The organism is Rhodococcoides kyotonense (assembly GCF_001645385.1).
In the GTDB taxonomy this organism is placed as follows: Bacteria; Actinomycetota; Actinomycetes; order Mycobacteriales; family Mycobacteriaceae; genus Rhodococcoides; species Rhodococcoides kyotonensis_B.
Genome location: NZ_LVHI01000012.1, coordinates 872442 through 899430 on the forward strand (window position 1 = coordinate 872442; position 26989 = coordinate 899430).

At 63.5% G+C, this 26989-nt stretch carries 32 protein-coding genes; 19 read left to right on the forward strand and 13 right to left on the reverse strand.

What is annotated here, in order from left to right; translation table 11 throughout:
• Positions 1 to 4 precede the first annotated feature (4 nt).
• Positions 5 to 610 carry a TetR/AcrR family transcriptional regulator gene (locus A3K89_RS12125; RefSeq protein WP_068426256.1) on the reverse strand — a complete coding sequence of 202 codons (606 nt, stop codon included), beginning with the start codon at positions 608 to 610 and terminating at the stop codon, positions 5 to 7.
• A 148-nt stretch (positions 611 to 758) separates the two neighbouring features.
• Here A3K89_RS12125 and A3K89_RS12130 point away from each other — a divergent pair, with 148 nt between their 5' ends.
• Both A3K89_RS12130 and A3K89_RS12135 read left to right on the forward strand, forming a co-directional pair.
• Positions 759 to 1394, forward strand: a complete 636-nt coding sequence (locus A3K89_RS12130; RefSeq protein WP_068425703.1) for a hypothetical protein — start codon at positions 759 to 761, stop codon at positions 1392 to 1394.
• Positions 1395 to 1418: 24 nt separating this feature from the next.
• Positions 1419 to 2900: an alpha/beta hydrolase gene (locus A3K89_RS12135; protein WP_068425708.1), complete on the forward strand. Its 1482-nt coding sequence runs from the start codon at positions 1419 to 1421 to the stop codon at positions 2898 to 2900.
• Here the strand turns inward: A3K89_RS12135 and A3K89_RS12140 are convergent, their stop codons facing one another.
• On the reverse strand, positions 2901 to 3872 hold the full coding sequence (locus A3K89_RS12140; protein WP_068426262.1) for an endonuclease/exonuclease/phosphatase family protein: 972 nt from the start codon (positions 3870 to 3872) through the stop codon (positions 2901 to 2903). It abuts the gene before it with no gap.
• A gap of 123 nt (positions 3873 to 3995) precedes the next feature.
• Here A3K89_RS12140 and A3K89_RS12145 point away from each other — a divergent pair, with 123 nt between their 5' ends.
• Together A3K89_RS12145 and A3K89_RS12150 are read left to right on the forward strand one after the other, a co-directional pair.
• Positions 3996 to 4376: a DUF6153 family protein gene (locus A3K89_RS12145; protein WP_068425711.1), complete on the forward strand. Its 381-nt coding sequence runs from the start codon at positions 3996 to 3998 to the stop codon at positions 4374 to 4376.
• Positions 4377 to 4426: 50 nt separating this feature from the next.
• Entirely contained in the window at positions 4427 to 5032 is a 606-nt protein-coding gene (locus A3K89_RS12150) for a DUF305 domain-containing protein (protein WP_068426265.1), read from the forward strand.
• An 82-nt stretch (positions 5033 to 5114) separates the two neighbouring features.
• Here A3K89_RS12150 and A3K89_RS25985 read toward each other — a convergent pair whose 3' ends face one another.
• Both A3K89_RS25985 and A3K89_RS12155 read right to left on the reverse strand, forming a co-directional pair.
• A complete protein-coding gene (locus A3K89_RS25985) occupies positions 5115 to 5255 on the reverse strand; it encodes a hypothetical protein (protein WP_165839503.1) in 141 nt (46 codons plus the stop codon).
• Positions 5256 to 5317: 62 nt separating this feature from the next.
• A complete protein-coding gene (locus tag A3K89_RS12155) occupies positions 5318 to 5755 on the reverse strand; it encodes a hypothetical protein (RefSeq protein ID WP_068426267.1) in 438 nt (145 codons plus the stop codon).
• A gap of 117 nt (positions 5756 to 5872) precedes the next feature.
• On the opposite strand from A3K89_RS12155, the gene A3K89_RS12160 reads away from it, so the two are divergent.
• The 3 genes from A3K89_RS12160 to A3K89_RS12170 all read left to right on the forward strand — a co-directional run bounded on the left by A3K89_RS12160 (position 5873) and on the right by A3K89_RS12170 (position 7589).
• On the forward strand, positions 5873 to 6250 hold the full coding sequence (locus A3K89_RS12160) for an STAS domain-containing protein (protein ID WP_084423759.1): 378 nt from the start codon (positions 5873 to 5875) through the stop codon (positions 6248 to 6250).
• A gap of 50 nt (positions 6251 to 6300) precedes the next feature.
• Positions 6301 to 6759 carry an ATP-binding protein gene (locus tag A3K89_RS12165; protein WP_157105295.1) on the forward strand — a complete coding sequence of 153 codons (459 nt, stop codon included), beginning with the start codon at positions 6301 to 6303 and terminating at the stop codon, positions 6757 to 6759.
• Between the two features lie 116 nt (positions 6760 to 6875).
• A complete protein-coding gene (locus A3K89_RS12170) occupies positions 6876 to 7589 on the forward strand; it encodes a GAF and ANTAR domain-containing protein (protein ID WP_068425713.1) in 714 nt (237 codons plus the stop codon).
• A 55-nt stretch (positions 7590 to 7644) separates the two neighbouring features.
• Here A3K89_RS12170 and A3K89_RS12175 read toward each other — a convergent pair whose 3' ends face one another.
• On the reverse strand, positions 7645 to 8337 hold the full coding sequence (locus tag A3K89_RS12175; protein ID WP_068425715.1) for a ZIP family metal transporter: 693 nt from the start codon (positions 8335 to 8337) through the stop codon (positions 7645 to 7647).
• A gap of 364 nt (positions 8338 to 8701) precedes the next feature.
• On the opposite strand from A3K89_RS12175, the gene A3K89_RS12180 reads away from it, so the two are divergent.
• From A3K89_RS12180 to A3K89_RS12190, 3 genes are all read left to right on the forward strand, one after another.
• Entirely contained in the window at positions 8702 to 10891 is a 2190-nt protein-coding gene (locus A3K89_RS12180) for a sensor domain-containing protein (protein WP_068425718.1), read from the forward strand.
• A gap of 66 nt (positions 10892 to 10957) precedes the next feature.
• Positions 10958 to 11650 (forward strand): GAF and ANTAR domain-containing protein, encoded by a 693-nt coding sequence (locus tag A3K89_RS12185; protein ID WP_084423722.1) that lies wholly within the window; start codon positions 10958 to 10960, stop codon positions 11648 to 11650.
• The gene (locus A3K89_RS12190) at positions 11650 to 11853 is read left to right on the forward strand and encodes a zinc-ribbon domain-containing protein (RefSeq protein WP_068426273.1); all 204 of its coding nucleotides are present in this window, start codon (positions 11650 to 11652) and stop codon (positions 11851 to 11853) included. The genes A3K89_RS12185 and A3K89_RS12190 overlap by 1 nt, the downstream gene beginning before the upstream one ends.
• A gap of 79 nt (positions 11854 to 11932) precedes the next feature.
• Here the strand turns inward: A3K89_RS12190 and A3K89_RS12195 are convergent, their stop codons facing one another.
• The 3 genes from A3K89_RS12195 to A3K89_RS12205 all read right to left on the reverse strand — a co-directional run bounded on the left by A3K89_RS12195 (position 11933) and on the right by A3K89_RS12205 (position 14954).
• Positions 11933 to 12727, reverse strand: a complete 795-nt coding sequence (locus A3K89_RS12195) for a DUF559 domain-containing protein (protein ID WP_068425724.1) — start codon at positions 12725 to 12727, stop codon at positions 11933 to 11935.
• 214 nt (positions 12728 to 12941) lie between these two features.
• On the reverse strand, positions 12942 to 14243 hold the full coding sequence (nhaA, locus tag A3K89_RS12200; RefSeq protein WP_068425727.1) for a Na+/H+ antiporter NhaA: 1302 nt from the start codon (positions 14241 to 14243) through the stop codon (positions 12942 to 12944).
• A 330-nt stretch (positions 14244 to 14573) separates the two neighbouring features.
• Entirely contained in the window at positions 14574 to 14954 is a 381-nt protein-coding gene (locus A3K89_RS12205; protein WP_068425730.1) for an endonuclease domain-containing protein, read from the reverse strand.
• A 495-nt stretch (positions 14955 to 15449) separates the two neighbouring features.
• Here A3K89_RS12205 and A3K89_RS12210 point away from each other — a divergent pair, with 495 nt between their 5' ends.
• From A3K89_RS12210 to A3K89_RS12235, 7 genes are all read left to right on the forward strand, one after another.
• Positions 15450 to 16409 carry a helix-turn-helix transcriptional regulator gene (locus A3K89_RS12210; protein ID WP_084423724.1) on the forward strand — a complete coding sequence of 320 codons (960 nt, stop codon included), beginning with the start codon at positions 15450 to 15452 and terminating at the stop codon, positions 16407 to 16409.
• 443 nt (positions 16410 to 16852) lie between these two features.
• Positions 16853 to 17008 (forward strand): hypothetical protein, encoded by a 156-nt coding sequence (locus A3K89_RS25430; protein ID WP_174551411.1) that lies wholly within the window; start codon positions 16853 to 16855, stop codon positions 17006 to 17008.
• 134 nt (positions 17009 to 17142) lie between these two features.
• Positions 17143 to 18174 carry an ABC transporter substrate-binding protein gene (locus A3K89_RS12215; RefSeq protein ID WP_068425736.1) on the forward strand — a complete coding sequence of 344 codons (1032 nt, stop codon included), beginning with the start codon at positions 17143 to 17145 and terminating at the stop codon, positions 18172 to 18174.
• 93 nt (positions 18175 to 18267) lie between these two features.
• Entirely contained in the window at positions 18268 to 19062 is a 795-nt protein-coding gene (locus A3K89_RS12220; protein WP_068426277.1) for a type II CAAX endopeptidase family protein, read from the forward strand.
• Positions 19063 to 19155: 93 nt separating this feature from the next.
• Complete coding sequence (locus tag A3K89_RS12225; protein WP_068425740.1) at positions 19156 to 19506, forward strand: ArsR/SmtB family transcription factor; 351 nt, start codon at positions 19156 to 19158, stop codon at positions 19504 to 19506.
• The gene (gene arsB / locus A3K89_RS12230; RefSeq protein ID WP_068425743.1) at positions 19503 to 20573 is read left to right on the forward strand and encodes an ACR3 family arsenite efflux transporter; all 1071 of its coding nucleotides are present in this window, start codon (positions 19503 to 19505) and stop codon (positions 20571 to 20573) included. The genes A3K89_RS12225 and arsB overlap by 4 nt, the downstream gene beginning before the upstream one ends.
• Positions 20566 to 20976, forward strand: coding sequence for an arsenate-mycothiol transferase ArsC (locus A3K89_RS12235; RefSeq protein ID WP_068425746.1), 411 nt, complete (start codon positions 20566 to 20568; stop codon positions 20974 to 20976). The genes arsB and A3K89_RS12235 overlap by 8 nt, the downstream gene beginning before the upstream one ends.
• A gap of 23 nt (positions 20977 to 20999) precedes the next feature.
• Here the strand turns inward: A3K89_RS12235 and A3K89_RS12240 are convergent, their stop codons facing one another.
• Positions 21000 to 21458 (reverse strand): ArsI/CadI family heavy metal resistance metalloenzyme, encoded by a 459-nt coding sequence (locus A3K89_RS12240; RefSeq protein WP_068425749.1) that lies wholly within the window; start codon positions 21456 to 21458, stop codon positions 21000 to 21002.
• A 98-nt stretch (positions 21459 to 21556) separates the two neighbouring features.
• Between A3K89_RS12240 and A3K89_RS12245 the strand changes: the two genes are divergently transcribed.
• Positions 21557 to 21916 carry an Rv2640c family ArsR-like transcriptional regulator gene (locus A3K89_RS12245; RefSeq protein WP_068425752.1) on the forward strand — a complete coding sequence of 120 codons (360 nt, stop codon included), beginning with the start codon at positions 21557 to 21559 and terminating at the stop codon, positions 21914 to 21916.
• Positions 21917 to 22026: 110 nt separating this feature from the next.
• A complete protein-coding gene (locus A3K89_RS26110) occupies positions 22027 to 24183 on the forward strand; it encodes a DUF6924 domain-containing protein (RefSeq protein WP_174551412.1) in 2157 nt (718 codons plus the stop codon).
• 3 nt (positions 24184 to 24186) lie between these two features.
• On the opposite strand, the gene A3K89_RS12255 is transcribed toward A3K89_RS26110, so the two are convergent.
• The 4 genes from A3K89_RS12255 to A3K89_RS12275 form a co-directional block, all read right to left on the reverse strand.
• Positions 24187 to 24597 carry a hypothetical protein gene (locus A3K89_RS12255; protein ID WP_157105296.1) on the reverse strand — a complete coding sequence of 137 codons (411 nt, stop codon included), beginning with the start codon at positions 24595 to 24597 and terminating at the stop codon, positions 24187 to 24189.
• Positions 24598 to 25524: 927 nt separating this feature from the next.
• Entirely contained in the window at positions 25525 to 25707 is a 183-nt protein-coding gene (locus tag A3K89_RS12265; protein WP_068425768.1) for a hypothetical protein, read from the reverse strand.
• Between the two features lie 179 nt (positions 25708 to 25886).
• Positions 25887 to 26351, reverse strand: coding sequence for a hypothetical protein (locus A3K89_RS12270; RefSeq protein WP_240930872.1), 465 nt, complete (start codon positions 26349 to 26351; stop codon positions 25887 to 25889).
• Positions 26342 to 26941: an RNA polymerase sigma factor gene (locus A3K89_RS12275; RefSeq protein WP_068425771.1), complete on the reverse strand. Its 600-nt coding sequence runs from the start codon at positions 26939 to 26941 to the stop codon at positions 26342 to 26344. The genes A3K89_RS12270 and A3K89_RS12275 overlap by 10 nt, the downstream gene beginning before the upstream one ends.
• Between the last annotated feature and the right edge of the window lie 48 nt (positions 26942 to 26989).

Consider the following 26989-nt stretch of genomic DNA (forward strand, 5'->3'; position numbering starts at 1 on the left):
TCCATCATGATGCAGTCGGCTTCACTATTGCGTCTACGGCCATGTACAGCGTCGACGTTTCGCGGTCCAGAATCGACGAGTCGGCAGGCAGTGCTCGCTCGATCGAGATCCCGTTGACGACGGCGTTCAGAAAGTTCACCTGCTGCCCTATATCGCCGTCCACCAGTGCGCCTTCGTCGGCCAGGACGGTCAGCCAGTGCTCCATTCTCCTCAGCCCCTCGGCCGTCATGGCCTGATACGCCGCACGAGTCTTGTCGGTAGGTTCCGACACGATGAACGCGTCGAACACCTTGATCCAAGCCTTCCGCGCTTCGTCCCCCACCTGCGGCGCAACCACCTGTCGTAGGCACGTGACCAGGCGATCGCGAGCCGGGACCGACCTATCGTGGATGATTTCGTCGTCGGGCGTCGCCACGTCGTAGATCGTCTGCAGGACTGCGTCACGCAGCGCGCGCTGCGTCGGAAAATGGTGTCGCAGCGACCCCATGCTGACACCGGCCCGCGACGCGACTGCCCGCACACTGAGCGTCGACGCCGGGTCTTCGCCGATCATCTCGCATGCCGCGATGATCACCTTGGCCCTGGAATCGAGTTCCTTATTCTCTGTCATCGCTCCCATTCCCTCGCGCGAGTGTCTACGCATGCACGGGCTCACCTGAACCAACTCCGAATTAGCACGCCGTGCTAGCACGGTGTGCTAGTGTCGCGCTGTCACTGAAATAGTACAGCGTGCTAGATCGCCGAACAGGAGGGATACAGTGCTCGAACAGCTACGACAACACCGCGCCGCCAGGCGGCTTCGCGCCGGCGACGGTCGACCATTACAGCGCTTTCGGTGGTGGCAACTGCCCGGTCGCGCGCTGTTCTACCTTCGACTCGACGACGCCTATGCGGTGGACGTTCGGCACTGGCAGAACCAGAGCTCGGGCAACGTCACAGCCAACCTCTACCGGAACGGGAGGCAGGTCGCCGCGTCGAAGCTGCCTGCCGCCTTTCCCGTCCGGGGCGGCACGATCCACGTTGCCATGAGCGGCTCCGGAATGAAGCGATGTCACTTCGTCGCCGACGACGGCAGTGAACGTCAACTGAGCCCGGACCTCGCCTCCGCGGAGGGGCGACGCGCACGCCTGGCCCAGAATCACCCGATGACGAGTCGGATGATCGGCGTCGTGTCGGTAGCGATGCTTGTCGTCGGCGTAGCTCTGCTCGTTCTTCAAGTCGCCGAAGCCATTTCGCAGATTCCACCTGTTGCCGACTCTGTCGGCACCTTCACCTCGCCGATCGGTCTGCCGATCTGGCTCAACATCGCACTGGGCCTCGGCGCGGCCGTCGGCAGCATCGAGCGCTCCCTTCGGCTGCGTTACCACTGGCTCCTCGACGCGGTCGGCACCTGACACCACGGACAGAAAGGCAACATCATGAAATCCCGATTGCTTCCGATGGTCGCGGCGGCCGGCCTCCTCGTCGCCGGTTGTTCGGCGACACCGGCTTCGACTCAGGCAGACTCCGAACCTCCTGACCTGCAATGGTCTTCCTGCCCCGACGGCGTCGAGAATCCGGAAACCGGCCCCGCCCGGTTGCAGTGCGCCACGGTGCCCGTCCCGCTGGACTACGACGACCCGGATGGCGAGACGATCGACCTGACGATCTCGCGACTACCGTCGAAGAACCCCGATGCGCGACGCGGCTCGCTCATGCTGAATCCCGGCGGCCCCGGCGGTACCGGGCTCGATCAACCGATCTTTCTGTCGGAGCGAGAAATTCCTCAGGAACTGCTCGATACCTACGACCTCATCGGAATGGACACCCGCGGCATCGGGCACTCCTCACCGATCAGTTGTGGTTTCACGCCCGACGTCGAGTACTACGGCGCCGTCCCGCCGTACGCCTTCGACGAGGCAGCGTTCGACCAGCAGGCGAACACCGCCGAAGAAGTGGCCACGCGGTGTGCAGCCAACGACGACGGACGTACTCAGCATGTGACGACGGCGAACATGGCACGCGACCTCGACCGTATCCGCGCGGCGCTCGGCGACGACAAAGGAAACTTCCTCGGGTACTCGTACGGCACTGCTCTCGGCGCCGCGTACGCGTCGATGTTTCCGGACACGTCCGATCGAATTGTATTGGACAGCAACATAGGTGACACGCATCTCGATCAGGACGGCATGCGTCGTTACGGCCTCGGTATGGAAGACACGTTCCCCGACTTCGCGAAATGGGCCGCCGCACGCAACGATCAGTACGGCCTGGGTAGCACGCCGGAGGAGGTACGCGACACCTATTTCGCCATCGCCGACAAACTCGACCGCACTTCGGTCGAGGGAACCGACGGACGGCTCTTCCGGCTGTCCACGTTCGTCACCCTGTACAACCCGGCGTCGTACGAATCGGCAGCACAGAGCTGGATCGCTTTCCGCGACGGGACACCTGACGACGCACCCCTCGCAGTGGGCGCCGCAGCCTCACAGATGGACAACAACTGGTCTGTCTTTCTCGCGGTGACGTGCAACGACGTCGAGTGGCCGTCGGATCCGGCCGCATACGAGCAGGCCGTCGAGGAAGATCGTCGGAAGAATCCCCTGTTCGGTGCGGCAGCGGCGAACATCATGCCGTGCGCGTACTGGCAGATCGAACAGACCGAGCCTCCCGTCCAGGTCGAGAACGACGGACCGACGAATGTGCTTGTCGCACAACATCAGCGCGACCCGGTCACACCGTTGCGCGGCGGTGAACTGATCCACGAGAAGTTCGGCGACCGCTCCAGGTTCCTCAGCGTCGACGGTAGCGGCCACGGCGTCTACGCCCTCGGCAAGAACACGTGCGCCCAGGACGTCATCACCGACTACCTGGTCGACGGCATCATGCCGGAACAGGACATGACTTGCCCGGCTCCGTAGTCAGCCGCCCAGCGCGACGTCGACGACCAATCCGTGGTGGTCCGAACCTTGAATGACGATGCGTTCCAACGACGTCGGCTGTGCGTCGTGCGTCAGGACGTGGTCGATGCCGATGATCGCCGGAAACGACTTGTCCGTCGGATAGGTCGGCAGGATACCCACGCCCAATTGGTCTGCGGCGTCGGAATATCCGGCGTCGAGCAGTTCTCGGAACTGCTTGTGGGTGTAGGTGGTGTTGAAGTCACCGCTGACGACGACAGGCCGGTCACCAGCCGCAGCGGAGGCCATGGCGTCGCGCAGATCTCGCAGTTCCGACGTCCAGACATCCGGCGGCGTGACGTACGCGGGCCCCGGATGCACCGCAAGAATCTCGAAGGGCATCGAAAACTGAACCTGCGCAGTGAGATTGGTTGGCCCGTAGTAGCCGTCGAGCTCGCGCATATCCGTCAACGGGAAGCGGCTGTAGATGCCTGCGCCACCGCCACCGTTCTCGTCGGGCATCAAGTAGTGGTACGGCAGCAGGTCCTCGAGGCCCTGGTCGCGCAGACGCCCGGCCAGGGTCTCGGTCAATTCCTGCACCGTGAGGACGTCGACAGCCTCGGCGCGAACGGTTTTGATGAGGCTGACGGGATCAGCCGCTCCGAACAGCAGATTCGCCTGCATCACGCGCACCGACGGGCCGTCGACCTCCTGTCCGTTCGCGAGGTACAGCGGACTGATCACAGTTGCACCCAATCCGATCAGTACCGCCGAGATCGCCAACAGGATCCAGCGGCGGAACACCAGGCAGATCAGCGCGGCCACGAGCGTGACCGTCAACAGAAGCGGCACGAACGACGCGAGGGCGATCAGCGGATTGATCGGCCTGTCGGAGAACATCGCGACGACGGCGACCGTGCCCGCTGCAACGCCTGCCAGTCCTGCCAGCTGAGCGACACGGCGCGCAACGACGTTCTCGGTGAACAAGCCCATACGAAACGGTAGCAACTGCGGCTTCGCCGCCGAATCGGTCCCACGTCGGTGCACACCTTCGACGGTGCGGAAGACTCCACCCGCCCCTACCCCCCGGGGGTATCAGCTGCTACGGTCTGACGCATGCGTTCGTTCGGTCAACCCATTCGGCGGGCCGCTCCGGCCGCGCGTGGGCTGATTGTGGCGTTCGTGCTGTTCGGGGTGGTTCTGATGCATTCAGCGCCTCTTGCTGTGGGCGAACACCCCAGCATGCCGATGTTCGCCGACAGTGTGCATCCGGTCGCCTTCGGGGAACACGACTGTTCGACGCCTCATCACATGATGCATCGGTGCGCCGGGACGATCACGACGTGGACGGCGTTGACCTTCTCCACAACGGCGGTTGGTGACGTACCGAGAACCGTTGCTGCCCACAGCCGAACAGGCACCGCACGATCCGAATGGGGTCGCGCCCCGCCGTGGACGCTGTGGACGTTGGACCAGTCCGTTCTCCTGCGAGTGTGACAGGTATTCAGACCGCACTGAAAACCATTCACTCACAGGGAGATCTACAGATGAATACCAAGATTGCACTCGGTGCAGCCGTTGCGGCGGCAGCACTCTTCGTCACTGGATGCAGCAACAGCACGACGGCGGACCACTCGGCGCATCCGTCCACGTCGGTTCAGGCTGCGCCGAGCCACGACGCGACTGCCGTCTACAACGACGCCGACGTCCACTTCGCCACGATGATGTATCCGCATCACGCACAGGCGATCGACATGGCCGAACTTGTACCGGACAGGTCCACGAATGCGGAAGTGATCACGCTGGCGTCGGAGATCGAAGACGCTCAGAAGCCGGAAATGGACCAGCTCGCAGCACTTCTCGCTCAGTGGGGCCAGCCTGCCCCGTCGATGGACATGAGCGGAATGGACGGCATGGAGCACGGGCAGGGCGGCATGATGGTCCCCGACGACACGGGCTCGTTGACGTCGCTGAGCGGACAGGAGTTCGATCGACGATGGCTGACGATGATGATCGAGCACCACATCGGTGCCGTCTCGATGGCTGAAGCGGAGATCGTCGACGGGTCGAACCCGGACGCGATCGCGATGGCTCAGTCGATCGTCGACACACAGAAGGCCGAAATCGAACGGATGCAGCAGCTGCTTGGTTAGCCGAATCCCATCAGCGGGGGTACGGCCCATCGACACACGGTTCGTACCCCACTGCTGGGGGTTCATCTCAGGCGCAGCCGCCCTACTCCGGCGCCTGCTCGTCTTCCTCGGGTTCGAAGGACGATTCCGACGTGTGCCCGACGGCCACTCCTTCGTCGGTGTCCGGGATGGAGCCGTCCTTCCCGAGACCCTCGTCGTCTGTGCGACCTGTGTCAGTAGCCATCGTCGACCTCCTTCTGGGGTTGCGGGTGGGTACCTCGGCCGCGTCGGGCCGAAACTCGGCAGTCAGGGCCGCGAGTCATGACGCGGGTGGCCGTGGGTGCGCCGCTTTTCCTTCATCTCCGACTCGAACACGTGACGTTTTCCGTCCTGCAGGGCGTTTCGGATCGCGCGCTCTTCCTCGCGGAACGCGGTCCAGTAGTTGTCGTCGAAATCTTCGACGATCTGGAACGTCCATCGACCGGCGAGAACGTTGCGCCCGATCAGTTCCGTGGTCAGGCGGTCTGCATGTTCGGCGTGCCCGCTGTCCCGCAGCTCCTGCACTGCCTCGTCGAGAAGCAGGTCTGCGTGCCCGATCAGCTGGTGCAACTCGTAGAGATGCCCTCGCGCCCGCTCGACGTACTCGAGTGCCTCGGACACCTTCCCGACGGCGGCGATCGTGTCGTCGTCCGCGCCCTCGGGGCGAAGGTGGTCTTTGTCCGGTCCATCTGTCGATTCGCTCACCGCTTCGGAGTTTCCCGCAGTCCATGCGAGCAAACCGCGAGCGAGACCTCTCGACGCATGTGGCTATGGTTGATTCTGATCTACGGCGCCGTCGGGGCGACAGGAAAGGCTTTACTCATGACGATCGACAATGCTCAGCCCGGTTCACTCGTGGTCCTCGTGACCCGGAAGGGTTCGACGACCGTAGTGTCCGTTCGTGGTGTCGTGGACCTGCAGACGGCACCTCAGCTGACCGAGTCCATCGACGCCGTGCTCGCCGAGAACGTGCCGACGACGCTCATCGTCGATCTCACCGACGTGTCCTTCCTGGCCTCCGTCGGAATGACGGTGCTGATCGAGGTCAGTCGACGCGTCGCCGGCACAGCGCACTTCGCGGTGGTGGCCGACGGTCCGACGACCAAGCGGCCGATGACGCTGATGGGGATCGACCAGATGATCACCGTGCACACCGACCTCGACGCGGCCCTGGCTGCAGTTTCGAGCAACGGCGAATAACGGGACGACGACGGGTGGGTGAAGTAGACGTGGCCGGGTATGACGCTTCCATGGTTGTCCACTCACCCATCAGTCCGACCGTCGCGACGTCGACCGCTGCCCCGCTCGAACTGGTGATCGCGGACGTACCTGCCACCCCCAGCCGCGCCGGCGCCGTCAGACATGCCGTCGCTTCGTGGCTCGATGCGGCCGCGATCGATTCCAGTCGACGCCCAGACGTCGAGCTCGCCGTGTACGAAGCGCTGGCCAACACTGTCGAACACGCCTACCGAGACTTCGATGTCCCGGGAACGTTCACCGTTCGAGCCGCGTTCTCGGCGCTCGAACAGACCCTGGAGGTGGCAGTGGTCGACCATGGTCGGTGGCGGCCACCCACACCGAATCCGATGCGCGGCAACGGTTTACCGCTTATTTCGGCGGTGACGAGCGTCTCGTCCGTAGCTCCGTCGCGCGAAGGCACGTCCGTCGTGATGCGGTGGGACGCAGCCGCACTCGCGGGAGCCCTGTAGCGACCAAACCCGAACAGCGTCGAAACCGCCTGGTACGTATTCGGTGAATGCTTCCGCTGAGCGCCGATGCGTGACAACGTGGGATGTGCGCGTCGACCACGACCCTGAGGGTTTCGATGAACGACAATGCACAGCATCTCCACAGCCAGATTGCCGAACTGGCGCGTTCGATTCACACGTCGGGCGACCCCGACCCTTCCACCGAAGAAGGAATCTTGGCCGACGTGACCACATGGGCGGCGAAATTCATGACGGCCGTCGATCATGCCGGGGTCAGTCTCATCCACCGTCACAACAAGAAGTACGACTTCCAGGCCGTTGCCCCGACCGGTGACATCCCACGATTCATCGACCAACTGCAGGACAGGTACGACGCCGGCCCGTGCCTCGATGCCATCCGGAGTCACGGCACCGTTCTGGTTCAGGACTTCGGCCAGGAAACCCGCTGGCCGCTGGTGGCCGACGCCATCGTCGACCAGACGCCCGTGCGGGCCAGTCTGTCGATGCTCCTGTACACCGACACGCAGTCGATCGGCGCGCTCAACCTGTACTCCGAGACGCCCAGCGCGTTCGATCAGGACATGATCGAGCAGGCCGAGGCTTTGGCAACGCATGTAGCAGTCGGGATCTCTCGCGTCAGACGGGACGAACAGTTCAAGTCGGCCCTGGCGTCGCGCGACATGATCGGGCAAGCGAAGGGGATGATCATGGAACGCTTCAGCATCGACGCATTGCAGGCCTTTCGACTCCTCAGTCGGCTGTCCCAGGATCGCAACATTCCGGTCACCGAGATCGCGAAGCAACTCGTCGAGGCGGGCCGCGAGGCGTGAAGCACCGGTGGTCCGCCACAACCGTCTATCGGCTGCCGCGTGACATCGATGCGCCTCAACCGAGCGCGAACGCCACCAAAAACCCCGCAGCCGTTGCCATTCCGACCCACCAGCCGCCGTCGCGATAGGCCTCGGGCATCAGCGAGTCCGCGAGGACCGCCAGCGTCGCCCCACCCGCGAACGCCTGCACCGTCGAGATTCCGGTTTCGGGGATGACATCCGACAGCAGATAGCCGACGACGGTCACACCGACCAGGACCGCCGCGGTCACGCTCCACAATCCGAGCGCGCGAGAGTGGTTGAAGCCATGCTGATCCCTCATCAACGCTGCGCCGCCGACCGCTTCGGGCACGTTGCCCACCGCGACCGCGACCAGCAGCACGATTCCCCCGCCGCTGGTGAGCGACACCCCGAGCGCGGTGTTCTCGGGTACACCGTCGAGCACCGTGCCCAGCATCAGCGCCCACCCGATCGCCGCAGGGCCGAGTTTGTTCTCGATCAGATGATTGGCGACGACGTACACGCCCGCGCCGAGGAACAACGCTCCCCCGGCGATCAGGATGCCGGCCTGCTCGAAGGCAGGCGCGAACAGTTCCGACGACACCGCGGCGATCATCGTGCCTGCACCGAACGCCATCATCGCCGCCAGCACGGGTTTGGGTAGCGACCACCGCAAACCCACTGCCGCGCCGACGACCAGGGGCAGGGCGGTACCCACTCCGTACAGGGCAGCTCCGAACGCGTTCATCGTCGACGTATCGCCGCAATAATGCCTGCTCAAACGAAACGTGCTGCCGCCCAAGCGAAAACGGACATTCCGGCCATTCCTCGAGACGCTGCTGCCGCGGCGACGTCAGTCCTCGTCGTCCTCACGCAGGTCCCGCAGACCTTTGGCCACCCGCAGGCCGACGACCAGCGACAGCAGACACCACACCCCGAGAATCCCGACGACCCACCAGACCATTCAGTCAGTGTGACAGAAAAACTCTCCATTATCGGTATCGGAGATGGTTTTCCGGCATGAAAACATGTGGGTTCGCGCCCCGGGCGTCGTGGTAGTCGGTTTGGTGTTGGATGGACCTACGCTGCCGACCGATGTGAACGGATGACCCATGCGCGACCCAACGGACGACCCGGCAATCCTGCGGGCTCTACTCGAGTTCTCACCGGACATGCTTGCGTTGTCCGAGTTCTCCGGGCGCGTCGTGTATGTCAACCCGGCGGGCCTCTCGCTGGTCGGTTTGTCCGAGCTACCGGAGAGCCCGCACCTGAGCACGTCGGAGTTCTTCACCCCGCGCGGCCTCGAGGTGTCGTCGCAGGTCGAGAACGGTCTGAGCACCATCGGCTTCTGGCAGGGCAGGAGCGAGCTGCGTCATCACGTGACCGGGACGGGCATTCCCGTCGTGGTCACGACATTCGTCGTTCGCCGCGACGGCGGCAAGCCCGACCTCATCGCATCGATGATCCGCGACCGGACCGAGGGCGCTCGACGCGATCGCGAACTCGAGGCATCCGTCATCGCGGCGCGTCGTAGCGCGGCGGAGAAGCACGCACTCGCCGATCTCGGTCGGCTGGCGGTGTCGGCCGAGCTCCCCGAGTTGCTCGACGCGGCCGCGGCAGCCGCGTCGACGCTCATGGGTGTCGAGTCCGCGGCCATCGCACGGCATGAACACCCCTCGGACGACTTTCTGCGCATCGACGCCGTGACGCGCGCGATGGGCGACAACCCCGTCGTCCCGTCGGGAGACAGATCGTTGGCCGGGTACGCGATCGAGCACAACGCGGCGACCGTCTGCACCGACACCGGTTCCGAATCACGCTTCGACACCGCCGCCATGGCAACACTGGGCCTCCACAGCGGCGTCGCGATCCCCGTTCCGATCGCGAGTTCCAACCCGTGGGGCGCCCTGTCGATCTACAGCACCGGGACCCGCGACTACAGCGACCAGGAGGTCGAATTCCTCACCGCCATCACCAGCGTGCTGTCGACCGCGCTCAAACGGATCGATCTCGACAACGAACTCCGCATACGCTCCATGCACGACTCTCTCACCGGACTTCCGAACCGAGCTTTGGCCTACGAGATCATCGACGACGCATTGGCAAGAGCGAGTGAGGAATCGACTTCCGTCGCATTGCTGCTGCTCGACATCGACGATTTCAAGGTCATCAACGACAGCCTCGGTCACGACGCGGGTGATCGTGCGCTGGTTCGGTTCGCGCACCGCCTGTCCGCCACGGTTCGAGCCGAGGACACCGTTGCCCGACTCGGCGGCGACGAATTCTTGATCATCTGTGAACGCGTCGACGACATCACGCACGCGGAAAAGCTTGCGCACCATATCTCGACGTCGATCGCCACACCGAAAGCGATGGACGAAGCACCCGTCCCGTTGAGCGGGAGCATCGGCATCGCCGTCTCGAAGCCGTCGTCGACGCGGAGACAGCTCGTGCATCAGGCGGATCTGGCGATGTATCGCGCGAAGGACAGCGGTGGCGGGTACGCCGTGTTCGACACCGGCGATCTGTACGACGCCGATCGCGTCCGGTCGTTGTCGGTCGATCTCCGAAATGCACTCGCGCACAACCAGTTGCATCTCGTGTACCAACCGTTGGTCGACATCGCGACCGGCACGTTGGTCGCCGTCGAGGCGTTGGCCCGATGGGACCATCCGGTACACGGACTCGTGGAGCCGAGCGAGTTCGTTCCCGTCGCCGAAAGGACCGGTCTGGCAACGGCACTCGGATCCTGGGCGCTGCGCACCGCCTGCGCTCAGGCTGCGAAGTGGCGACGTTTCTCCGACGTCGAGATGCGCGTGAATGTCAGTGCGCTGCAACTCCGTAACACCGCCTTTCCCGGCGAGGTGGCGGCGGTACTCGAAGAAACCGGCCTGCCACCGGGCGCACTCGGTCTCGAAATCACCGAGACCGTATGGGTGGCAGATACCTCACGGGTAGCCGACACGATCGCCGCGCTGCATTCGATGGGGGTTGCGCTGTTGCTCGACGACCTCGGCAAGGGCCACAGCTCCATCTCCTACCTGGACCGCTATCCGATGTTCGAGTGCTTCAAGATCGACAAGTCCTTCATCGCGAAACTCCCCACACCGCGCGCCACCGCGGTCGTGACGGCCATCGTCGCGCTCGCCAAGGCGTTCGGCGTGACCGTCGTCGGCGAAGGCGTCGAGACCCGGGAGCAGCTCGACGCACTGGCCGCGACCGGCTGCGACCTCGCGCAGGGGTACCTCTTCGGCCGGCCCATGAGTGCGGACGATCTGACGGCGACCCTTCCGCGCAGATAAAGGTGGGTTAGCCACGCCCCAGCCGGGTAAGGACAGAAACGGGCGGGGGTAGCAGAAGGAGACAAGGTGCCCGACGCAAGTGTGGCCGAGTCGCGGATCGTGGAGATCAGCGAACGTTGCCTGACAGAAGTAGGTGTCGACGGTGTGGCCGTCGCAGTTCTGACCGACGACGCCGCCAACCGTGACCTTCTCCACGCCACGAGCGACGACGCCGCTCGGATCGACGAGCTGCAGTTCACCACCGGTGAAGGCCCGTGTTTGCGCGCGTTCGTTCGCGGCGAACCCGAGCTGCACGCGAACATCCAGGACGATGCGGCGTCATGGCCTACGTTCGCGTCGGAACTCGTCGGCGAACTGGGTGTGAACGCCGTCTTCGCCTTTCCCCTTCTCGACGGTGGCGCGAAGCTCGGTGTGCTCGAGATGTACCGTCGGGAATCACGCCCGTTGACGGCGGAACAGTATGCGGCCGCCGAGCGTGCGGCAGCAGCGTTGGGAATGGCTGCGGTCGTCGAACTGGTCTCGTACGCAAGCACTCTCGAGAAGGGGACCATCGAGCAACATCAGGGCCCGTTCGCCCCGGAACGAGCCGACGTCAACATCGCCGTAGGAATTCTGTCAGCGACGCTCCGCGTGGCACCGGAGGAAGCGTCGGCGCGGCTGCGGGCACGGGCGTTCGCCGAATCGAAGTCGATCTCGTCTCTCGCTCACGACATCGTGCACAACCGCAGTTCGATCGACGACGACTCGCGGAGCGCGTGATGTTCTTCCTTTTCGGCTACGGCGCCAAGCAGAAGCATCTCGGGCCCGGCCAGGTGCGCACGTGCCCGCGGTGTCACAACACGACCCAGTGGTCCCGAATCAAGCAGTTCAAACAGTTCACGGTCTTCTTCGTCCCGATCGCGCGGTGGAGTCGGTCGCAGTTCGAGCAGTGCGGGATCTGCGGAACGGCCGTGGAGGTCTGACGGGTAGGCGGCTGAACGACATGTCCCAGTTGTGGTTCTCTGATCAGGGATCCCGGACGGCAGCGGGACAAGTGGGACACTACGTCCGCCGCTTCCGAGAGTTTCTTCTCCGACGCACGACCTCCACGATTTCACGGGCAACTTTCTCCGGGTCGGACAACACGTCGAACGCCGAGTACCGCAGCACCAACCAACCCTCGAGCACCAGATGGTTCTGTCGCCGTCGATCTTTGCTGAACACCTCTGGCGCGCTGTGGAACTCGCGTCCGTCCACCTCGACGATCACCATCGCCCATTCGTCCACCAAATCGCAAATGTAATCGCCCACCCGGTAGTTGACACGCATCCGCAGACCCAGAACGATCAGCGTTCGGCCGAGAACACGCTCGGGTTCGGAAGCGAAACCGATTGACGCAGTGGCGATCAGCCCTGACGCGCGCTTGTTTCCTCGCAGGTTCGGGGTGCGTCCGATGAGTGACGTCACCTGGTCTCTGTCGACGTCGGTCGTCAAGCGCTGGTCGACCAGCCGGGCAGCATCCTGCAGTGTCATGACCGCGACACAGTCGATCAACGTTCTCGGTTCGATGGGCACAGGTAGTCCCCCGTGTACGACGCGTTCACCGGCCGGAAGGGTGCGCCGGTACATCGTGATCCAGCTGGGGAGCCGGGGTTTCAATCCAGGACCCAGACTTATCTCGAAGACTGCCGGTTCTTCGATCCAGCCGTAGAGCCACGCTGCAGTCCGATGGCTGAGCAGTGCGGTTGGCTGCCACAGTGTGATCGCGTAGCAGCGGGCCATCGCCGACGGTTCCTCGCTGCAGTAGATCTCCGGCAGAACACGTACGTAGCGACGCGCAATCGAGCTGCTCGACATTCCTAGATCGAGAAGTTGGCGCCTGGTGACTATTCCGTATGGATGCACAGTGAACGAGCATCGGGTAGCCGCGCACACGAACTCGGTTGTCGACCTGGGATTTCAAGTTGCGCTGTGGAGAAACGAATCCTGTGGATAGCGGGCGTGATGTCCCACATGCGGCCGCCGTGTCAGGGATCCCGGACGGTACCGGCACAAGTGGGACACCGGCCCCTCAATCCCTGTTCTGATAGACGTCCGGAATTCCGTCGTGGTCGTCGTCCCGGGTCTCCAGGGTCTCGATGTCGCGGTAAGCCTTGTTTCGGGTGCGCAGGATGACGGACGCAAGTGTTGCCGCGATCAGGGAACCCGCGAGAACCCCGACCTTGACGTGGTCGTCGCGTTCGGTGCCTGCCCCGAAGGCGAGGTCACCGATCAGTAGTGAGACGGTGAACCCGATGCCCGCCAGCATTGCGACTCCGAGCACGTCGAGCCATTTCAGCCCCGCGTCGAGGGTCGCTCTGGTGAAGCGCGACACCAGGTAGGTGGTGCCGAAGATGCCGATCGTCTTGCCCACGACCAACCCGGCGATGATGCCGATCGCGATCGGATCGGTCAGTGCGCTCGCCAGCCCGGTCAGACCGCCGACGGTGACTCCGGCTGCGCAGAACGCGAACAACGGCACCGCGACACCCGCCGAGATCGGGCGAATCTTGTGCTCGAAGTGCTCCGCCAGGCCGGGTCCTGCCTCGGGCCCACCGGCTGCTCTACTGCGAATGACCGGCACCGTGAACCCCAACAACACTCCGGCGACGGTGGCATGGACGCCGGATTCGTGCATCAGCACCCACGTCACCACGGCGAGCGGGATGAGAATCCACCACGATCGAATACGCTTCTGCACGGCAAGTGCGAAGAGTGCCAACGGAATCAGCGTCAGCCCGAGAGCGACGAAGTTCAGGTCGTCGGTGTAGAAGACCGCGATCACCGTGACCGCCAGCAAATCGTCCACCACCGCAAGCGTCAACAGGAACGTACGCAACGCTGCAGGTAGGTGCGTGCTGATGACTGCCAGCACTGCCACCGCGAACGCGATGTCGGTCGCCGTCGGTATCGCCCAACCCAAGAGCGCGCCGTCACCGGTCCGCAGATTGACGAGCACGAAGATCAGCGCTGGCACAGCCATACCGCCGACGGCTGCAGCGATCGGCAGCGCGGCCCGGGAGCGGTCGCGCAAGTCACCGGCGACGAATTCTCGCTTCAACTCGAGGCCGACCACGAAGAAGAAGATGGCCAGCAGCCCGTCGGCCGCCCACGTCGACAGCGTCAGGTCCAAATGCAGCGCCGACGGCCCGACGCGAGTGTTCATCAACGAGTGATAGGAATCGGACCAGCCCGAGTTGGCCCAGACCAGTGCGACGACCGTCGCGACCAACAACAGTGCGCCGCCGACGGTTTCCTTGCGCAGAATCCGTGCGATGCGGTCGGTTTCGGGCCAGGAGCCGCGGGAGAACAATGGCATCCGGGGTTCGGTCATCAGTCTCGTCGTGCCTTTCGTGCATCGATGGTTGACGCCACACACGAACGTGAAGACCGAAAGTGCGCAGCGCGAAATTGTTGCCGACCAGACTTCCCGGCGCACCGATATGTCAGTCTACGCATCGCTGACGGCACCTACCGAGGCGGGAGGGGATACGGCAACTTCCGAGCTAGTGGCCGACGCGGTCGCCGAGGGCGCGAATTCTTTCTGCGATGTCGTCGCGAATCAGACGCCACAGTCGCCTACACAGGGGCTGCGAACCCCACTGATGTCCCAGTTGCCGCGTTCACATCAGGGATCCCGGCCGGCAGAAGCAGAAGTGGGACATCACTCCCGCCGCCGTCGCGAGTTTCGTCTCCGCCGGACTACCTCCACAATCTGGCGCGCGGTTTTCTCGGGGTCGGACAGGACATCGAATGCCGAGTACCGCAGCACCAGCCAACCGCAGAGCACCAGTTCGTTCTGCCGACGGCGATGCCGGCTGAAAACGTCGGGCGCGCTGCGGAATTGGCGCCCGTCCACCTCGACGATCACCATGGCCCACTCGTCGACAAGATCGCACAGGTACGAGCCCACCCAGTAGTTGATGCGCAGCGGAAGGCCGAGGGCAATCAGCGTTCGGCCGAGGGGTTGCCACAGCGTGATCGCGTAGCAACGCGCGATCGTCGAAGGTTCTTCGGTGCAGTAGACCTCGGGTAGAACTCGCACGTAGCGACGGGCTATCGAACTGCTGGGTATCGGCCAACGCCAGGAGTTCTGGTCGGGTGACGATTCCGTATGCGTGCACTGGAGGAGCATCGGGGCACCGACCGCCGTGGACGTCACGCCGACCTGGGGTTTCGGTGTGGTCTGTGGATAGAGCCGATCATGGGGAGTGGGAGTGATGTCCCAGTTGCCCGCCGTCGATCAGGGATCCCGGATGGCGGGCGCGCAACTGGGACACCACTACCGACAAACCGCTAAGTCCGCTCTTGCAACACCCGGACTCGACGGAACTGCCTGCACAGCGGGGCATCTCGACCCTATGCCCGCCGAGACCTTGGCCACCGTGCCCATTGCCTTCGACCCTCGACAGCACTGGGCCTTCGTCCCCAATCCCTCTGTGTGCGTACATATATGGACCTGTGCACACGTATACCTTGCACGCGCCTGACGGCAGTCGCAGAATGAACACTGTTTCGCCGGGGCGAAAGGGGAACATCGGTGAGCACCGTATCGATCGACACGTACGACTTGGAAGAGGCCGAGGAAGTCTTCAGCGCGGCATATTCCAAGATGCATTTCTCGGCTCCGCCCGGGACGCCCACGCACACCAAAGTCGAACGATCCCAGCTCGATAACCTGACACACGACGAGATCGACTTCAACTACGAGTTGAAAGCGCATGTCGACCCGCTGCCGGACATCGCGCTGTGCCGCGTGCACTCGGGCATCCTCACCCAGCAGTACCCGGGCGGACACCTGGAGGGTGCACGGGCCGACGAGATCACCGTTGTCGGATCACAGATCGGTAAGCCGTTTCAGATCAACGCTCACAGCGCGCACTACGACGTCGTCACCATCGACCGTGCCCGGTTCGACCGCGCGGCAGGCGGCTCGTCGGCGATCGGTGAACCATCTCCGGCAACGCTGACCGGAACAAGTCCGATCTCTCCCGAGGCCACTGCACACTTGATCTCGGTGGTCGACCACATCACGCGCGATGTGATGCGCAGCCCGTATGCGTCATCCAGCCCGTTGGTCATCGACAGCGTCTCGAACTATCTGGCGTCGGCCCTGCTCCAAGCTTTTCCCACCACTGCACTGCTCGAGCCGACCATCGAGGATCGCCACGACAGCACCCCCGCGCTACTGCGTAAAGCCATCGCCTTCATCGACGACAATGCCGAGCGCAGCATCGCCATGAGTGACATCGCCGAGTCGATCTACGTCAGCCCTCGGTCACTGCAGTACATGTTCCGCAAGCATCTCGACACCACACCGACGGAATACCTGCGACGCGTCCGCCTTCACCAGGCCCACCTCGAACTCGTCGCCAGTGATCGCATGCGCACCACCGTCGGCCAGATCGCCGCCGGGTGGGGCTTCGGGCACCTGGGCCGTTTCGCCAGCTATTACCGACAGCACTACGGAGTCAGCCCACATCAGACGCTGCGACGCTGACAACCGGATCCTTGTACAGATTGCGAACGAAACACGACACGTTCGTCCACTCTGCGCATGGCTGCCCCTCGTAACCACCGTGGAGACCTGCTCGCGGTTACGCTCATATCGGGTCGAACACACCGGCTCCGGCGGTGTTTCGTTCGACCTTCTTCACTTCCCTCTCAGCGCACCGCCGAACGGTCGTCTACCCCTCGGCAGCCCCGTAGCCCATCGAATTCCCTGCGATCGGTGAACGGGACTGCAGACGACCAGAGCCGCAGACCCTCCGGGGTCTGCGGCTCGCGGTGTTTCTGACACAAAGCATGCTTGTGGAAACCCAGATATCTTCGGCGTAGACGTCGCGATCACTACAACAGCGACAGCACGAAGGCCGATGCCGACGCGTTCGGTGGTGTCGACATCGCGGTCAACACCGCGCAGGCTTCGAGCCCCGTGTCGCGGTGAACAGAATCCAAGGGACGTCGCCGACGACGGCAGTCATCGACACCGGCTGTTTCGCGTTCGTCACCGCAGAATCGGGGCGTAATCACCATGGGCAGGTGGTTGTCCTGGACATCGACGAGGACGCTCCGCTGGCACCGGTTCAAGCATTGTAATTGCGTCACACCAAGTCTCGACTACGACAGGCGCTACTCGACAACCTGAAACCACCGCGCGCGGCACCGATAACCCTTGGCAAGGAAGCCTAGGCTAACCTGAGAGTCCGATCCACGACTCGACAGGAACACCCTTGACTCTCCGAACGACCCTCCGCGCGGCCGCGGCACTGACCGCTGCAGCGGCGGTAACCGTCACCCTGACAAGCTGCAGCTCGTCCGAACCCGAGCACACCGCCGCGCCGACGACCGCTGCATCCGACGCCTCCTTCCCGGTGACCGTGCAGCACATGTACGGCGAGACGACGATCGAGACCGTCCCCGAACGGGTCGCCACGTGGGGCTTCGGCACCACCGACGCAGCTCTCGCGCTGGGCGTGGTCCCGATCGCGATGCCGACGGCCGATTACGGCGGCGGCGACGATCTCACCTACCCGTGGGTCAAGGACAAGATCGACGAACTCGGCGGCGAGGCACCCGTCCTCCTGGACAACGCAACCTACGAACTGCCCGTCGAGCAGCTTCTCGCGACCGACCCCGATGTTCTTCTCGCGCCGCACTCCGGTCTCACCCAAGCCGAGTACGACGCGGTCACCGCAGCCGGCATCCCGGTCGTCGCACCACCCGAAGAACTCTGGTCGACGCCGTGGCGCGACGTCATCACGACCACCGGTACCGTTCTCGGACGCGTCGACCAGGCGCGTGACGTCGTCGCCGATCTCGACAAGCAGGTGTCCGACGCCGGGGCCGAACACCCCGAATTCCGCGGCCGCACAATTGTTTACGTGTCCGAAGCCGAGGACGTGTACTACCTGCTCCTGCCCTCCGATCCGCGTGTGGAGCTGCTGACCAACCTCGGTTTCACGTCGGCGCCGTCGGTGACCGAGCTGGCGACGGGCGAATCCCCCTTCTCCACAACCGTTTCCGCGGAGAACCTGTCGAAGATCGACGCCGACGTCGCGTTCACTCAGGTCGACACCGACGCCGATCTGCAGGAGTTCCTGTCGTCGACGACGTCGCGTCAGATCCCGGCCGTCGCCAAGGGTGCCGTGGCCGGCTTCGTCGGCGAGGAAGTCGGCTCGGCCATCCCGCCGACGGCCCTGTCCATTCCGTATTTCTTGCCGACGCTCGTCGACGGCCTCGCGAAGGCCGTTACGGTCGCGTAGGCGCCTTCGGCGCACGTGCACGGAAATACGTAGCCCGCTACGTATTTTCGTGCACGTAGCGTGCGGAGCCACACCATGCCGTACCTTCATCCCATGACGGCTCCTCGCACTGCCGACGCACGCCCGACCAGACACCTCACGGTTGCCGCCCTCATTGCACTCGTCGTCGTGTATCTGGCCGTCATTCAAGGCATCGGTTGGTTGATGTCGCGGGGCCTCGATGCGCAATACGCCGCGCCCACCACGATCGACGAATTGTGGCGTGGGATGACATTTTCCATCGCCCTGTCGGTGGTTCTGGTCTATGCCGTCGTCGCATATCTTCGGTGGTGGCGGCCGGTGTGGGTCGACGACCGACCGGTCCAACGCTGGCTTATCGTCGTGCCGATACTGATGCTTGTCTCGATTCTGGTCGTCACCGACTACTCCGGCCTCGCCGCGCACGGTGTCGCGTTCACGGCACTACTGCTGCTCACGTGTCTTCTGGTCGGCCTCGGCGAGGAGACCATGTTTCGTGGCATCGCCGTCACGTGCTTCCGCACCAACAACTTCAGCGAAGGCAGAGTGGCGCTGTGGAGCACGGTCATCTTCGGTGTCGCTCACGCCAGCAACATCATCTCGGAAGGTTCGAAGGCGTTCATCCAGGTCGTCGCCACGATCATTGCGGGCTACTTCTTCTACATCGTTCGCCGACGCACCCACGGCCTGCTCGTGCCGGTCATTCTGCATGGGCTGTGGGACTTTTCGCTCATCTCGGGTCAGACGACGCCGGGTGAGAGTCATCCGATCGCTGTGTTGGCGATACTCACCATGGTCGTGCTCGCGATCATCTTGGTCATCCGACGCCATCACATAGAACCTGCGGCGCCGGGCGTGGTGTCCCACTAGCGCACCATCCATCAGGGATTCCTGATCCGAAATGCAGGACTGGGACACCCGCGCCGGTTTGCTGACTGATTCGATGTGCGTCAATATAGATACGTGTCGAATCAAGAACCCTGCTGCCCCACCGAGCCTGTCCGTGATCCCCTCGGACGGGACGAGGCGTCGACGTTGGCGAGTGCGTTCAAGGTCCTCGGTGATCCGGTCCGGCTTCGACTGCTGAGTGTCATCGCAGCCCAGGCGGGTGGCGAGGCGTGCGTCTGTGACATCTCCCCCTCCTTCGACGTGTCGCAACCGACGATCTCGCATCATCTGAAGGTGTTGCGCGACAACGGTTTCGTCACCTCCGAGCGTCGCGGCACGTGGGTCTACTATCGAATCGTGCCGTCGGCGCTCACGCAACTGACGTCGCTGCTGACGGAGCTCGCGGGTACGGAGATCGCAGCATGAGCGCCGAAGCCCCGCCTACCGTCGTCGGAAAGCTGTCGACGCTCGATCGCTTCCTACCCGTGTGGATCGGTGTCGCGATGGTCGCAGGCCTGATCCTCGGACGCGCGATACCCGGGATGAATTCCGCGCTATCCGCGATATCCGTCGACGGCATTTCGCTCCCGATCGCCCTCGGCCTGCTGGTCATGATGTATCCGGTGCTCGCGAAGGTGCGCTACGACCGCGTCGCTGCGGTGACCGGTGATCGCGCACTCCTGATCTCGTCGCTCGTTCTCAACTGGCTGCTCGGCCCGGCGTTGATGTTCGCACTCGCGTGGCTGCTGCTGCCGGATCTTCCCGAGTACCGGACGGGTCTGATCATCGTCGGACTCGCGCGCTGCATCGCGATGGTCGTCATCTGGAACGACCTCGCCTGCGGTGATCGTGAGGCGGCTGCCGTTCTCGTCGCCCTGAATTCGATCTTCCAGGTGCTCATGTTCGCCGTGCTGGGATGGTTCTACCTCTCGGTACTCCCGGGATGGCTCGGCCTCGAACAACAGACGATCGACACCTCTGCGTGGCAGATCGCGAAGTCGGTGCTGATTTTTCTCGGCATTCCGCTCGTAGCAGGATTCCTCACCCGACGTCTTGGCGAAAAGGCAAGGGGCCGAGCGTGGTACGAGGACCGGTTCGTACCGGTCATCGCGCCGTGGGCTCTGTACGGACTGTTGTTCACCATCGTCGTTCTGTTCGCGCTGCAGGGCGACCAGATCACGTCGAAGCCGTGGGACGTGGTGCGCATCGCCGTACCGCTGCTGATCTATTTCGCGGTCATGTGGGGTGGCGGTTTCGCCCTCGGTGCCGCGCTCGGCCTGGGTTATCACCGCACTGCCACACTGGCTTTCACGGCGGCAGGCAACAATTTCGAACTCGCCATCGCGGTGGCGATCGCAACCTACGGGGCGACGTCCGGGCAGGCCCTTGCCGGGGTGATCGGCCCTCTCATCGAAGTTCCGGTGCTCGTAGGTCTGGTGTACGTATCCCTATCTCTCCGTGCACGTTTCGGAGACGGCGCACGCAATGTCTGATCCGGTGAGAGTCTTGTTCGTCTGCGTCAGCAACCGCGGCAAGTCCGTGATGGCCGAGCGCCTCGTCCCGACGATGACCACGTCGATCGCCGCGTCGTCGGCCGGCACCGCAGCGAAGATCGGCGGAACGGTCAACGAACTGTCCGCGACAGCGCTCGACGAAGTGGGAGCCGACGTCGCCGATCACCGACCACGTCAACTCACCGACGAGTTGATGCAGGCCGTCGACATGGTCGTCGTGGTCGGTCCAGCCGAGGTCACGCCACCACCGGGGGTGACGGTCGAACGGTGGGCCACCGATGAACCGTCGGAGCGGGGCATCGACGGGCTCGATCGGATGCGGCTGATTCGCGACGACATCGCCACGCGCATCCGCGCTCTCGTCGACCGCATCGAGCGGTAGGCGAGAGCGCGACGAAGCGCGACTCAGCAGCAGGCAGCCGACGCGCCCCCGCCGCCACCGCAACACACGGCAGCACTGTCGTTGTCCTGCAACAGCTTCGGGCTCGTCCCGAAAGTGTCGGAGTCGGCTAGCACGGTGTAGACCTCCCACTTCTCGCCGGCCGGCCCGGTGACCCACACCTTGTCCTGGGTGGCGAAGCAACACGTCGTACCGATCTCCTCGTCGGTGAACAGACCCTCACCGGTGAGGCGCGTGATCTCGGAGTGCACCTGCGCGGACGAGTCGACCTCCACGCCGAGGTGATTGACCGTGCCGCCCTGGCCTGGATTCTCGATCAGCACGAGTTTCAGCGGCGGTTCGGCGATGGCGAAGTTCGCGTAGCCGGGCTTGACCTTCGCGGGCTCGACTCCGAACAGCTTGGAGTAGAACGTGATCGATTCGTCGAGCTTGTCGACGTTCAGTGCGAGTTGTGCGCGAGACATGACCAGACCTCCACCTGTGAGACATATATCGAATTACTAGCGAACCCAGACTGCGCCACCTTTGCGACATATGTCAAGAAGGTTGTACGGTGAATGTCATGCCGAAGACGTTGCCGCTGATCGACACGACAGCTCCGATCTGCTGCGCACCTCTGGCGGCAGCCCCCATGGACAACGACGCGGCCCTGGAGGTCGCGTTGCGACTGAAGGCGCTCGCCGATCCCGCCCGGGTGCGGTTGATGTCGGTCCTCCTCAGCGCCGACGCCGGCGAGGTGTGCACGTGCGATCTCGCCCCTGCGGTCGAGCTGACGGAGTCGACGGTGAGCCATCACCTGGGGCAGCTCAAGAAGGCCGGCCTGGTCACGTCGACCCGTCGTGGCATGAACGTCTACTACTCGGCGAAGCCGGACGCACTCGATGCCCTGAGAGTCGTGCTCGATCCGAACTGCTGCCGCTGACCCGAGGCACCGCATGAAATGCTCGGCACCGAAAATCGGACTTGGTAGCGGCGACCGTTCGCGTGTTCGGCAAGATCTACGAGACCGATCGGTCGGGTAGTTTCTAGACCATGACTCCAACGTGGGTACAGGTACGAGGCGCGAACTACGGAACCATGGGCCGATCCATCAGCGGGACGGTCCACCGCCCCGACGGATCGTGGCAGCTGGTGCGTCATGTACCCGACGACACGTGGCGCTACGAAACCCAGCAGAACGAGCCCGTATTTATCGAAACCCCCACCGACCGATGGTCCCGCGACGCCGACGGGACGATGGTGCACGCAGTCAAGTCACCGAACACCATGTACGCGATCATGGGCATCGGATCGCCGTCCTTGTTGCTGCGCGCTTACGACACATTCCCGCCGAGAACGACCCACGGGTTCGACGACCAGCGTTTCGTCGACCCGAGCGCTCCCCGAGAAAGCAGCGTTCGCGGTCGGCCCGGATGGGAAGTGACCGCGCGCGACCACCACATGAACGAGGCCGTCACCTACGTGTTCGACGCCGAACTCGGAGTCGCCCTTCGGTGGCAGCGTGGCGAGGAGTGGATGGAGCTCTCCGATCCCACATTGGACGAGACTTTCGACGACAACCTGTTCCGGTGGACGGGACCATCGCGCCCAGCCGAAGACGAGATCGCAAAACACCAACGTGAGCACGAAAAACGTCAGCGCGAGCTTGCGAGCATTCCCCAAGCAATCCCGTCGTGGCTCCCTCTGACCACGCACGTCCAGTCCCTGTCCGGTAATCACCGCACCGGCGAGCTGACCCTGTCCATCGGTGGCAACGCGCCGCAATTCACTCTCCGGCGGTGGGTGACCGCCATCGGCGAACCGGCACTGGAGTGGCCGAGTGATTCGACGCCAGAACGGTACCGCCAGTCCATCGGCGACTGGACCTACGAGATACGTAGTTACAACGAGATCGACCACGACGACTGCCTCCGCATCGTCGACTCGATCGTTCACGTCGATCCACCCGACCGCGACCCAGCCGAGATCGTGGCCGAGCTCGAAGCAGAGGAGCACGACCGGCACGAAGCAGAGGTGCTTGCGACGCTCGGAACCGGCAGGATCCTTACCAACCACCTCAAAGGCGAATCACTGTTCATCCGAACGGATTTCAGCGACGACGACGCCTGGCGCGCCATCGCGACCGCAGCGATGGCCCCTGTTCCACAAGGCAACGACGTCGAGTTCTCCGCGTACCTCACTTGCATCGACAATCCGGAGTACGACGGAATGACCGTCGATGACCTTCTCGGCGCGATCGGTGAACCACCGCCCTACTACGCGTTCCTCGTCGATTCCGAGACGGTCGGCAACCCCGAGATGCCGATCGTTGTCGTCGACACCGGCCCGGGCGATCCGGATCGCCCGCGCGGCAGAACCTTTCGCGTCATCCCGTCGCAGATGTCGGGCGTGGAGAACAATCTGTCCATCGCGAACATGGACTTCGAAAGTTTCGCGGACAGCGTCGACGACGACGGTGTCTTCCGCGGATTTCCCGAACCGCCGCGTCCCGTCGAAGAGGTGACGACGCGCGAGATCGCCGACTGGATTGCAGGCGACCTTCACTCGGAAGCGTTGAAGGAACTCCACGCCGTGCTCGACGGACGGAAGTATCGCTACCCGGTGCAGCTGTTCGACGTCGAATTGTCGGAGGTGCACGCGCAGGTTCGCGATGCACACCCGGGAAATCAGCGCGGCCTTCTCGGTTTCGACGAGTATCTGCGGGCAACGGAATCGGGTGGGCCAGCGTTGCGGGGGTACGCTCCTGCCCACAGTGCGTCCTGGCATTTCGTGCTCGACCGCGACTCGCACCGACCCATTGCCGCCTACAGAATCGAATACCAGCCGTACACCCCGCCACCCGAGGAAGACGGTGTGCCGCGGACACCGAGGTTCGAGGTCCCGTTCGTGAACACGGAGCCCGTATCGGAGTCGCATCTAACCGATGACGACGATCTCGTCGACCCCGAGGTGGTCAAGCGCGCAGTTCTGGCCGAGGCCGCTCGGCTGCACGATGGTGCCGAGCTCAGTGGGGGTAATCCTCTGCCGCAACGCATCCCGCGGCTGCCGGGCTACCGTATCGGCTGCCACGTTCGAATCGACGGTGAACACGCGTTCTACGTCGCCATCGTCACCGACATACACGACGAGTTCCTCGTCATCGAAGTTCCGAATACAGGACTGCGCATCGTCGGACCAGGGGAACCCTGAGCGTCAGCTCGCGCCCGCCGCCCGGGCCGTGGTGAACGAGCGGTACAACCGGATTGAGTTGGCGCACGCCCATCCTGCAAGGATGGGCAGAACGAAACTTGCCGCCGCCCAGCCCGTCACCATGGTCACTACCACGACGGCGGCCGCGATCAGGGTGATGCCGAAGGCGTCGATCTTTGTGCCGATCGACGAATCGGGTGCGGCACCTCTGCCGGGGAAACGGGGTGAATCGGCTAGTGTCCTCACTGCATCGACAAACGCAGCGGTTCCCGCAATGCCCATGAACGAGAAGAAGACCACTTCTTTAAGCGTGAAATCCCAGCCGACAAGCGGGTCGAACAGCCCACGCACCATCGACACGATGGTTCCGATGCCCGCAATGAAACCCAGATACAACAGGACGATAGGGCCCACCAACCCACTGAAACCCCTGCGACGCGCCATAATTGCAGGCTATCAACTCGATGAGCCGCGCCCGGTGTGTCTTCCAGTTGGCATCATTTCCTACGCGATGAGTGATGACTCGCGTAGCGTTTCAGCCTCGCGAACGATCACCAGAGCCACGGGAGTTCCGGCTCCCGCGGCAGAAGCACTTTTCGATGCCGAATCAGCATGTCTGCAAATCACCAGCTCTGAAGCTTCGAAATTCGGTCGGCAACTGCAGTATCGGGGAGGGTGATTTGATAGCCCATTCGACGAAGAGCCCCGACCGCCTCGGACGGGGCATCACGAACGACTGCGCGAGTTTGAATACGACGCCACCTCTCACGACCCTCGTGGACTGCGTCGAGCCATGTTGCCTTGCTATCGAATTGGCAGTCCTCGATGAGGAATTGGACGAAGTCTTCCAAGCAAGGACGAAACCGGTCACCCCCGAGCGGGAGATGCAAGGACTCGAGACTGTGTGGCGTCTTATGCTTCAAACGCGACAGAATATGGGAGAACGCACCCCGGTGTGCATGTACATGTAGGTGAGCAGTGGGTTTTCGGCGCGCGTTGCGCTCGTACTCCAGTCTGACCATCGGCGTCTTGTCGATCGCAGCCACCAACCTGTAGGTCGAATTCTCTACCGCCAAATATCGGTCCTGCGAGTCGAGACAGCACTTGATGGTTACCCCTAGGAACGCGAGCGGGTTAGGGGAAGAACCACCTCGAGGCGGCGCCTGCGTAAGGGGAACCGTCGCCTGGATGACGCTTCGAGGCTTGTCCGATCTAGCGCTCACCGTCACTTCCCAATCGGTCGACGGGAACGAGGCGTGAATCAGCTCAGCGGTTTCACTGGCGAAACTATTCGCCCTGTCGTGAAATTCTTCGACCGCTGTCTCCGAGTGAACAGGGGCGCTAGCAGTCGGTAAGGAGGAACTCGATTGATTCAAGGTCTTCCCATGCTTGCCATTCGTCACCTACAAGAGCGTACTGACTGGCTTTGTCCGCGAACTCGGAAAGAGACATACCGTGCTTGGCGAGAATCAACTCTCGGCGCGCTACCAACTCAGCCGGGGTGTAACTCGTTACTGTAGTCATCGGTTAGTCCTTTCTACTCGTTCAGCTGACAGCGACTGTGTCGATTGGACCAGTCTGACACGTGCAGCATCGGGGTGTAGACAAAGTATGCGCTTCGGCACCGACAGGCCGCGTCGGCACAGGTCTCGATTGTGGGCCCAGCTCAGCGCCCACGTCAGTAGCGCACCACCCCTCCGGCCTTACCCCTCCGTGACGTCTTCGAAGTGCACGGTGACGGCCGTGTCGTCGATGTGGTGGCCGAGCAGGTCGGTCAGCGTCGTGCGCGCGAGGTTGCCGAGGTCGAGCCCGACCGCATGCAAGTCGGTGCCGTACGCACCCGTCACGGTGATGGCGGCCCCGATACATGTGTGCCCGTCGAGCTCGAGGTCGACGGCGATGGGGTCGGCGCCGTGCACGCCGAGCAGAGCGCGTCGCACGGTCAAGCGCACGATGTGGTCACTGATGCGAAGGGTGTCGTGCCCCTGCTCGACGGACTCAGCCGGGTAGGTGGCGTCGACCGGCCAGGTGCGACGCGTGGTTGCCCGCACCTTTGCGAGCACCGAGCTGCTGATGTCGACCCAACGCGGTTCGCGATCGTGAGCCGAAAGCTCCTGCGCTGCTCGGGCGAGGAGAGCGTCGTCGGGTTCGTCGGGGGTCATCTCCATGTCGACATCCTTGCGCTCAGTGTGGTTCGGGCTCGTTGCAGTTGTCCGCGCACCGCGCCGGGCGACATGGACATGATCTGTCCGATTTCCACGTGGGTCATGCCTTCGACTTCCCGAAGGAGCCATGCTGATCTCTGACGGTAGGGCAATTCGGACAGCGCCGCGTCCAAGGCCGCCATGAACCCGGAACTCGCCGCCTGCCGTTCGGGGTCGCCGGAGGGGTCGTGGTCGGCCCGTTCGAACACCCAGTCCTCGGCCGGGGAGATGGCGCGTCGACGACGGTGGTCGACGACCTTGTGCGAGACCAGGCTGAACAGCCATGTCCGCAGGCTCGACGCGCCCCGAAAGTTCTCGAGCCCTTTCCAGGCTGCGACGAACGCGTCTTGGACGACCTCTTCGGCGGCCCCGGAGTCGCTGAGGAGGTTGCGGGTGAAGCGATACATGTCGGGGCCGTAACGCATCACGATGGCCTCGAACGCTTGCCGATCCCCCAGGACAGCCGCTGCGATCAGCGACTGATCCGACGCATCGCCGCCGCGTCGTCGCCACGCAGTGTCACCTGCATCGATGTCGTGTCCATCGTCGAGCATCCCCACGTTCCTTTCGAGGACCGCCCGACGCGTCCCACGGAATCGGCG

Bases quoted from the DNA above. Each gene is read 5' to 3' on its own strand.
- A3K89_RS12220 (WP_068426277.1), top strand. From the start codon at position 18,268: ATGACGGCTCCTCGCACTGCCGACGCACGCCCGACCAGACACCTCACG.
- A3K89_RS12180 (WP_068425718.1), top strand. From the start codon at position 8,702: ATGCGCGACCCAACGGACGACCCGGCAATCCTGCGGGCTCTACTCGAG.
- A3K89_RS12240 (WP_068425749.1), bottom strand. From the start codon at position 21,458: ATGTCTCGCGCACAACTCGCACTGAACGTCGACAAGCTCGACGAATCG.
- A3K89_RS12160 (WP_084423759.1), top strand. From the start codon at position 5,873: ATGACGATCGACAATGCTCAGCCCGGTTCACTCGTGGTCCTCGTGACC.
- nhaA (WP_068425727.1), bottom strand. From the start codon at position 14,243: ATGACCGAACCCCGGATGCCATTGTTCTCCCGCGGCTCCTGGCCCGAA.
- A3K89_RS12145 (WP_068425711.1), top strand. From the start codon at position 3,996: ATGCGTTCGTTCGGTCAACCCATTCGGCGGGCCGCTCCGGCCGCGCGT.
- A3K89_RS12265 (WP_068425768.1), bottom strand. From the start codon at position 25,707: ATGACTACAGTAACGAGTTACACCCCGGCTGAGTTGGTAGCGCGCCGA.
- A3K89_RS12190 (WP_068426273.1), top strand. From the start codon at position 11,650: ATGTTCTTCCTTTTCGGCTACGGCGCCAAGCAGAAGCATCTCGGGCCC.
- A3K89_RS12170 (WP_068425713.1), top strand. From the start codon at position 6,876: ATGAACGACAATGCACAGCATCTCCACAGCCAGATTGCCGAACTGGCG.
- A3K89_RS12150 (WP_068426265.1), top strand. From the start codon at position 4,427: ATGAATACCAAGATTGCACTCGGTGCAGCCGTTGCGGCGGCAGCACTC.
- A3K89_RS12270 (WP_240930872.1), bottom strand. From the start codon at position 26,351: ATGGAGATGACCCCCGACGAACCCGACGACGCTCTCCTCGCCCGAGCA.
- A3K89_RS12245 (WP_068425752.1), top strand. From the start codon at position 21,557: ATGCCGAAGACGTTGCCGCTGATCGACACGACAGCTCCGATCTGCTGC.
- A3K89_RS12275 (WP_068425771.1), bottom strand. From the start codon at position 26,941: ATGCTCGACGATGGACACGACATCGATGCAGGTGACACTGCGTGGCGA.
- A3K89_RS25985 (WP_165839503.1), bottom strand. From the start codon at position 5,255: ATGGCTACTGACACAGGTCGCACAGACGACGAGGGTCTCGGGAAGGAC.
- A3K89_RS12140 (WP_068426262.1), bottom strand. From the start codon at position 3,872: ATGGGCTTGTTCACCGAGAACGTCGTTGCGCGCCGTGTCGCTCAGCTG.
- A3K89_RS12235 (WP_068425746.1), top strand. From the start codon at position 20,566: ATGTCTGATCCGGTGAGAGTCTTGTTCGTCTGCGTCAGCAACCGCGGC.
- A3K89_RS26110 (WP_174551412.1), top strand. From the start codon at position 22,027: ATGACTCCAACGTGGGTACAGGTACGAGGCGCGAACTACGGAACCATG.
- A3K89_RS12195 (WP_068425724.1), bottom strand. From the start codon at position 12,727: ATGTCGAGCAGCTCGATTGCGCGTCGCTACGTACGTGTTCTGCCGGAG.
- arsB (WP_068425743.1), top strand. From the start codon at position 19,503: ATGAGCGCCGAAGCCCCGCCTACCGTCGTCGGAAAGCTGTCGACGCTC.
- A3K89_RS12125 (WP_068426256.1), bottom strand. From the start codon at position 610: ATGACAGAGAATAAGGAACTCGATTCCAGGGCCAAGGTGATCATCGCG.
- A3K89_RS12165 (WP_157105295.1), top strand. From the start codon at position 6,301: ATGGTTGTCCACTCACCCATCAGTCCGACCGTCGCGACGTCGACCGCT.
- A3K89_RS12175 (WP_068425715.1), bottom strand. From the start codon at position 8,337: ATGAACGCGTTCGGAGCTGCCCTGTACGGAGTGGGTACCGCCCTGCCC.
- A3K89_RS12135 (WP_068425708.1), top strand. From the start codon at position 1,419: ATGAAATCCCGATTGCTTCCGATGGTCGCGGCGGCCGGCCTCCTCGTC.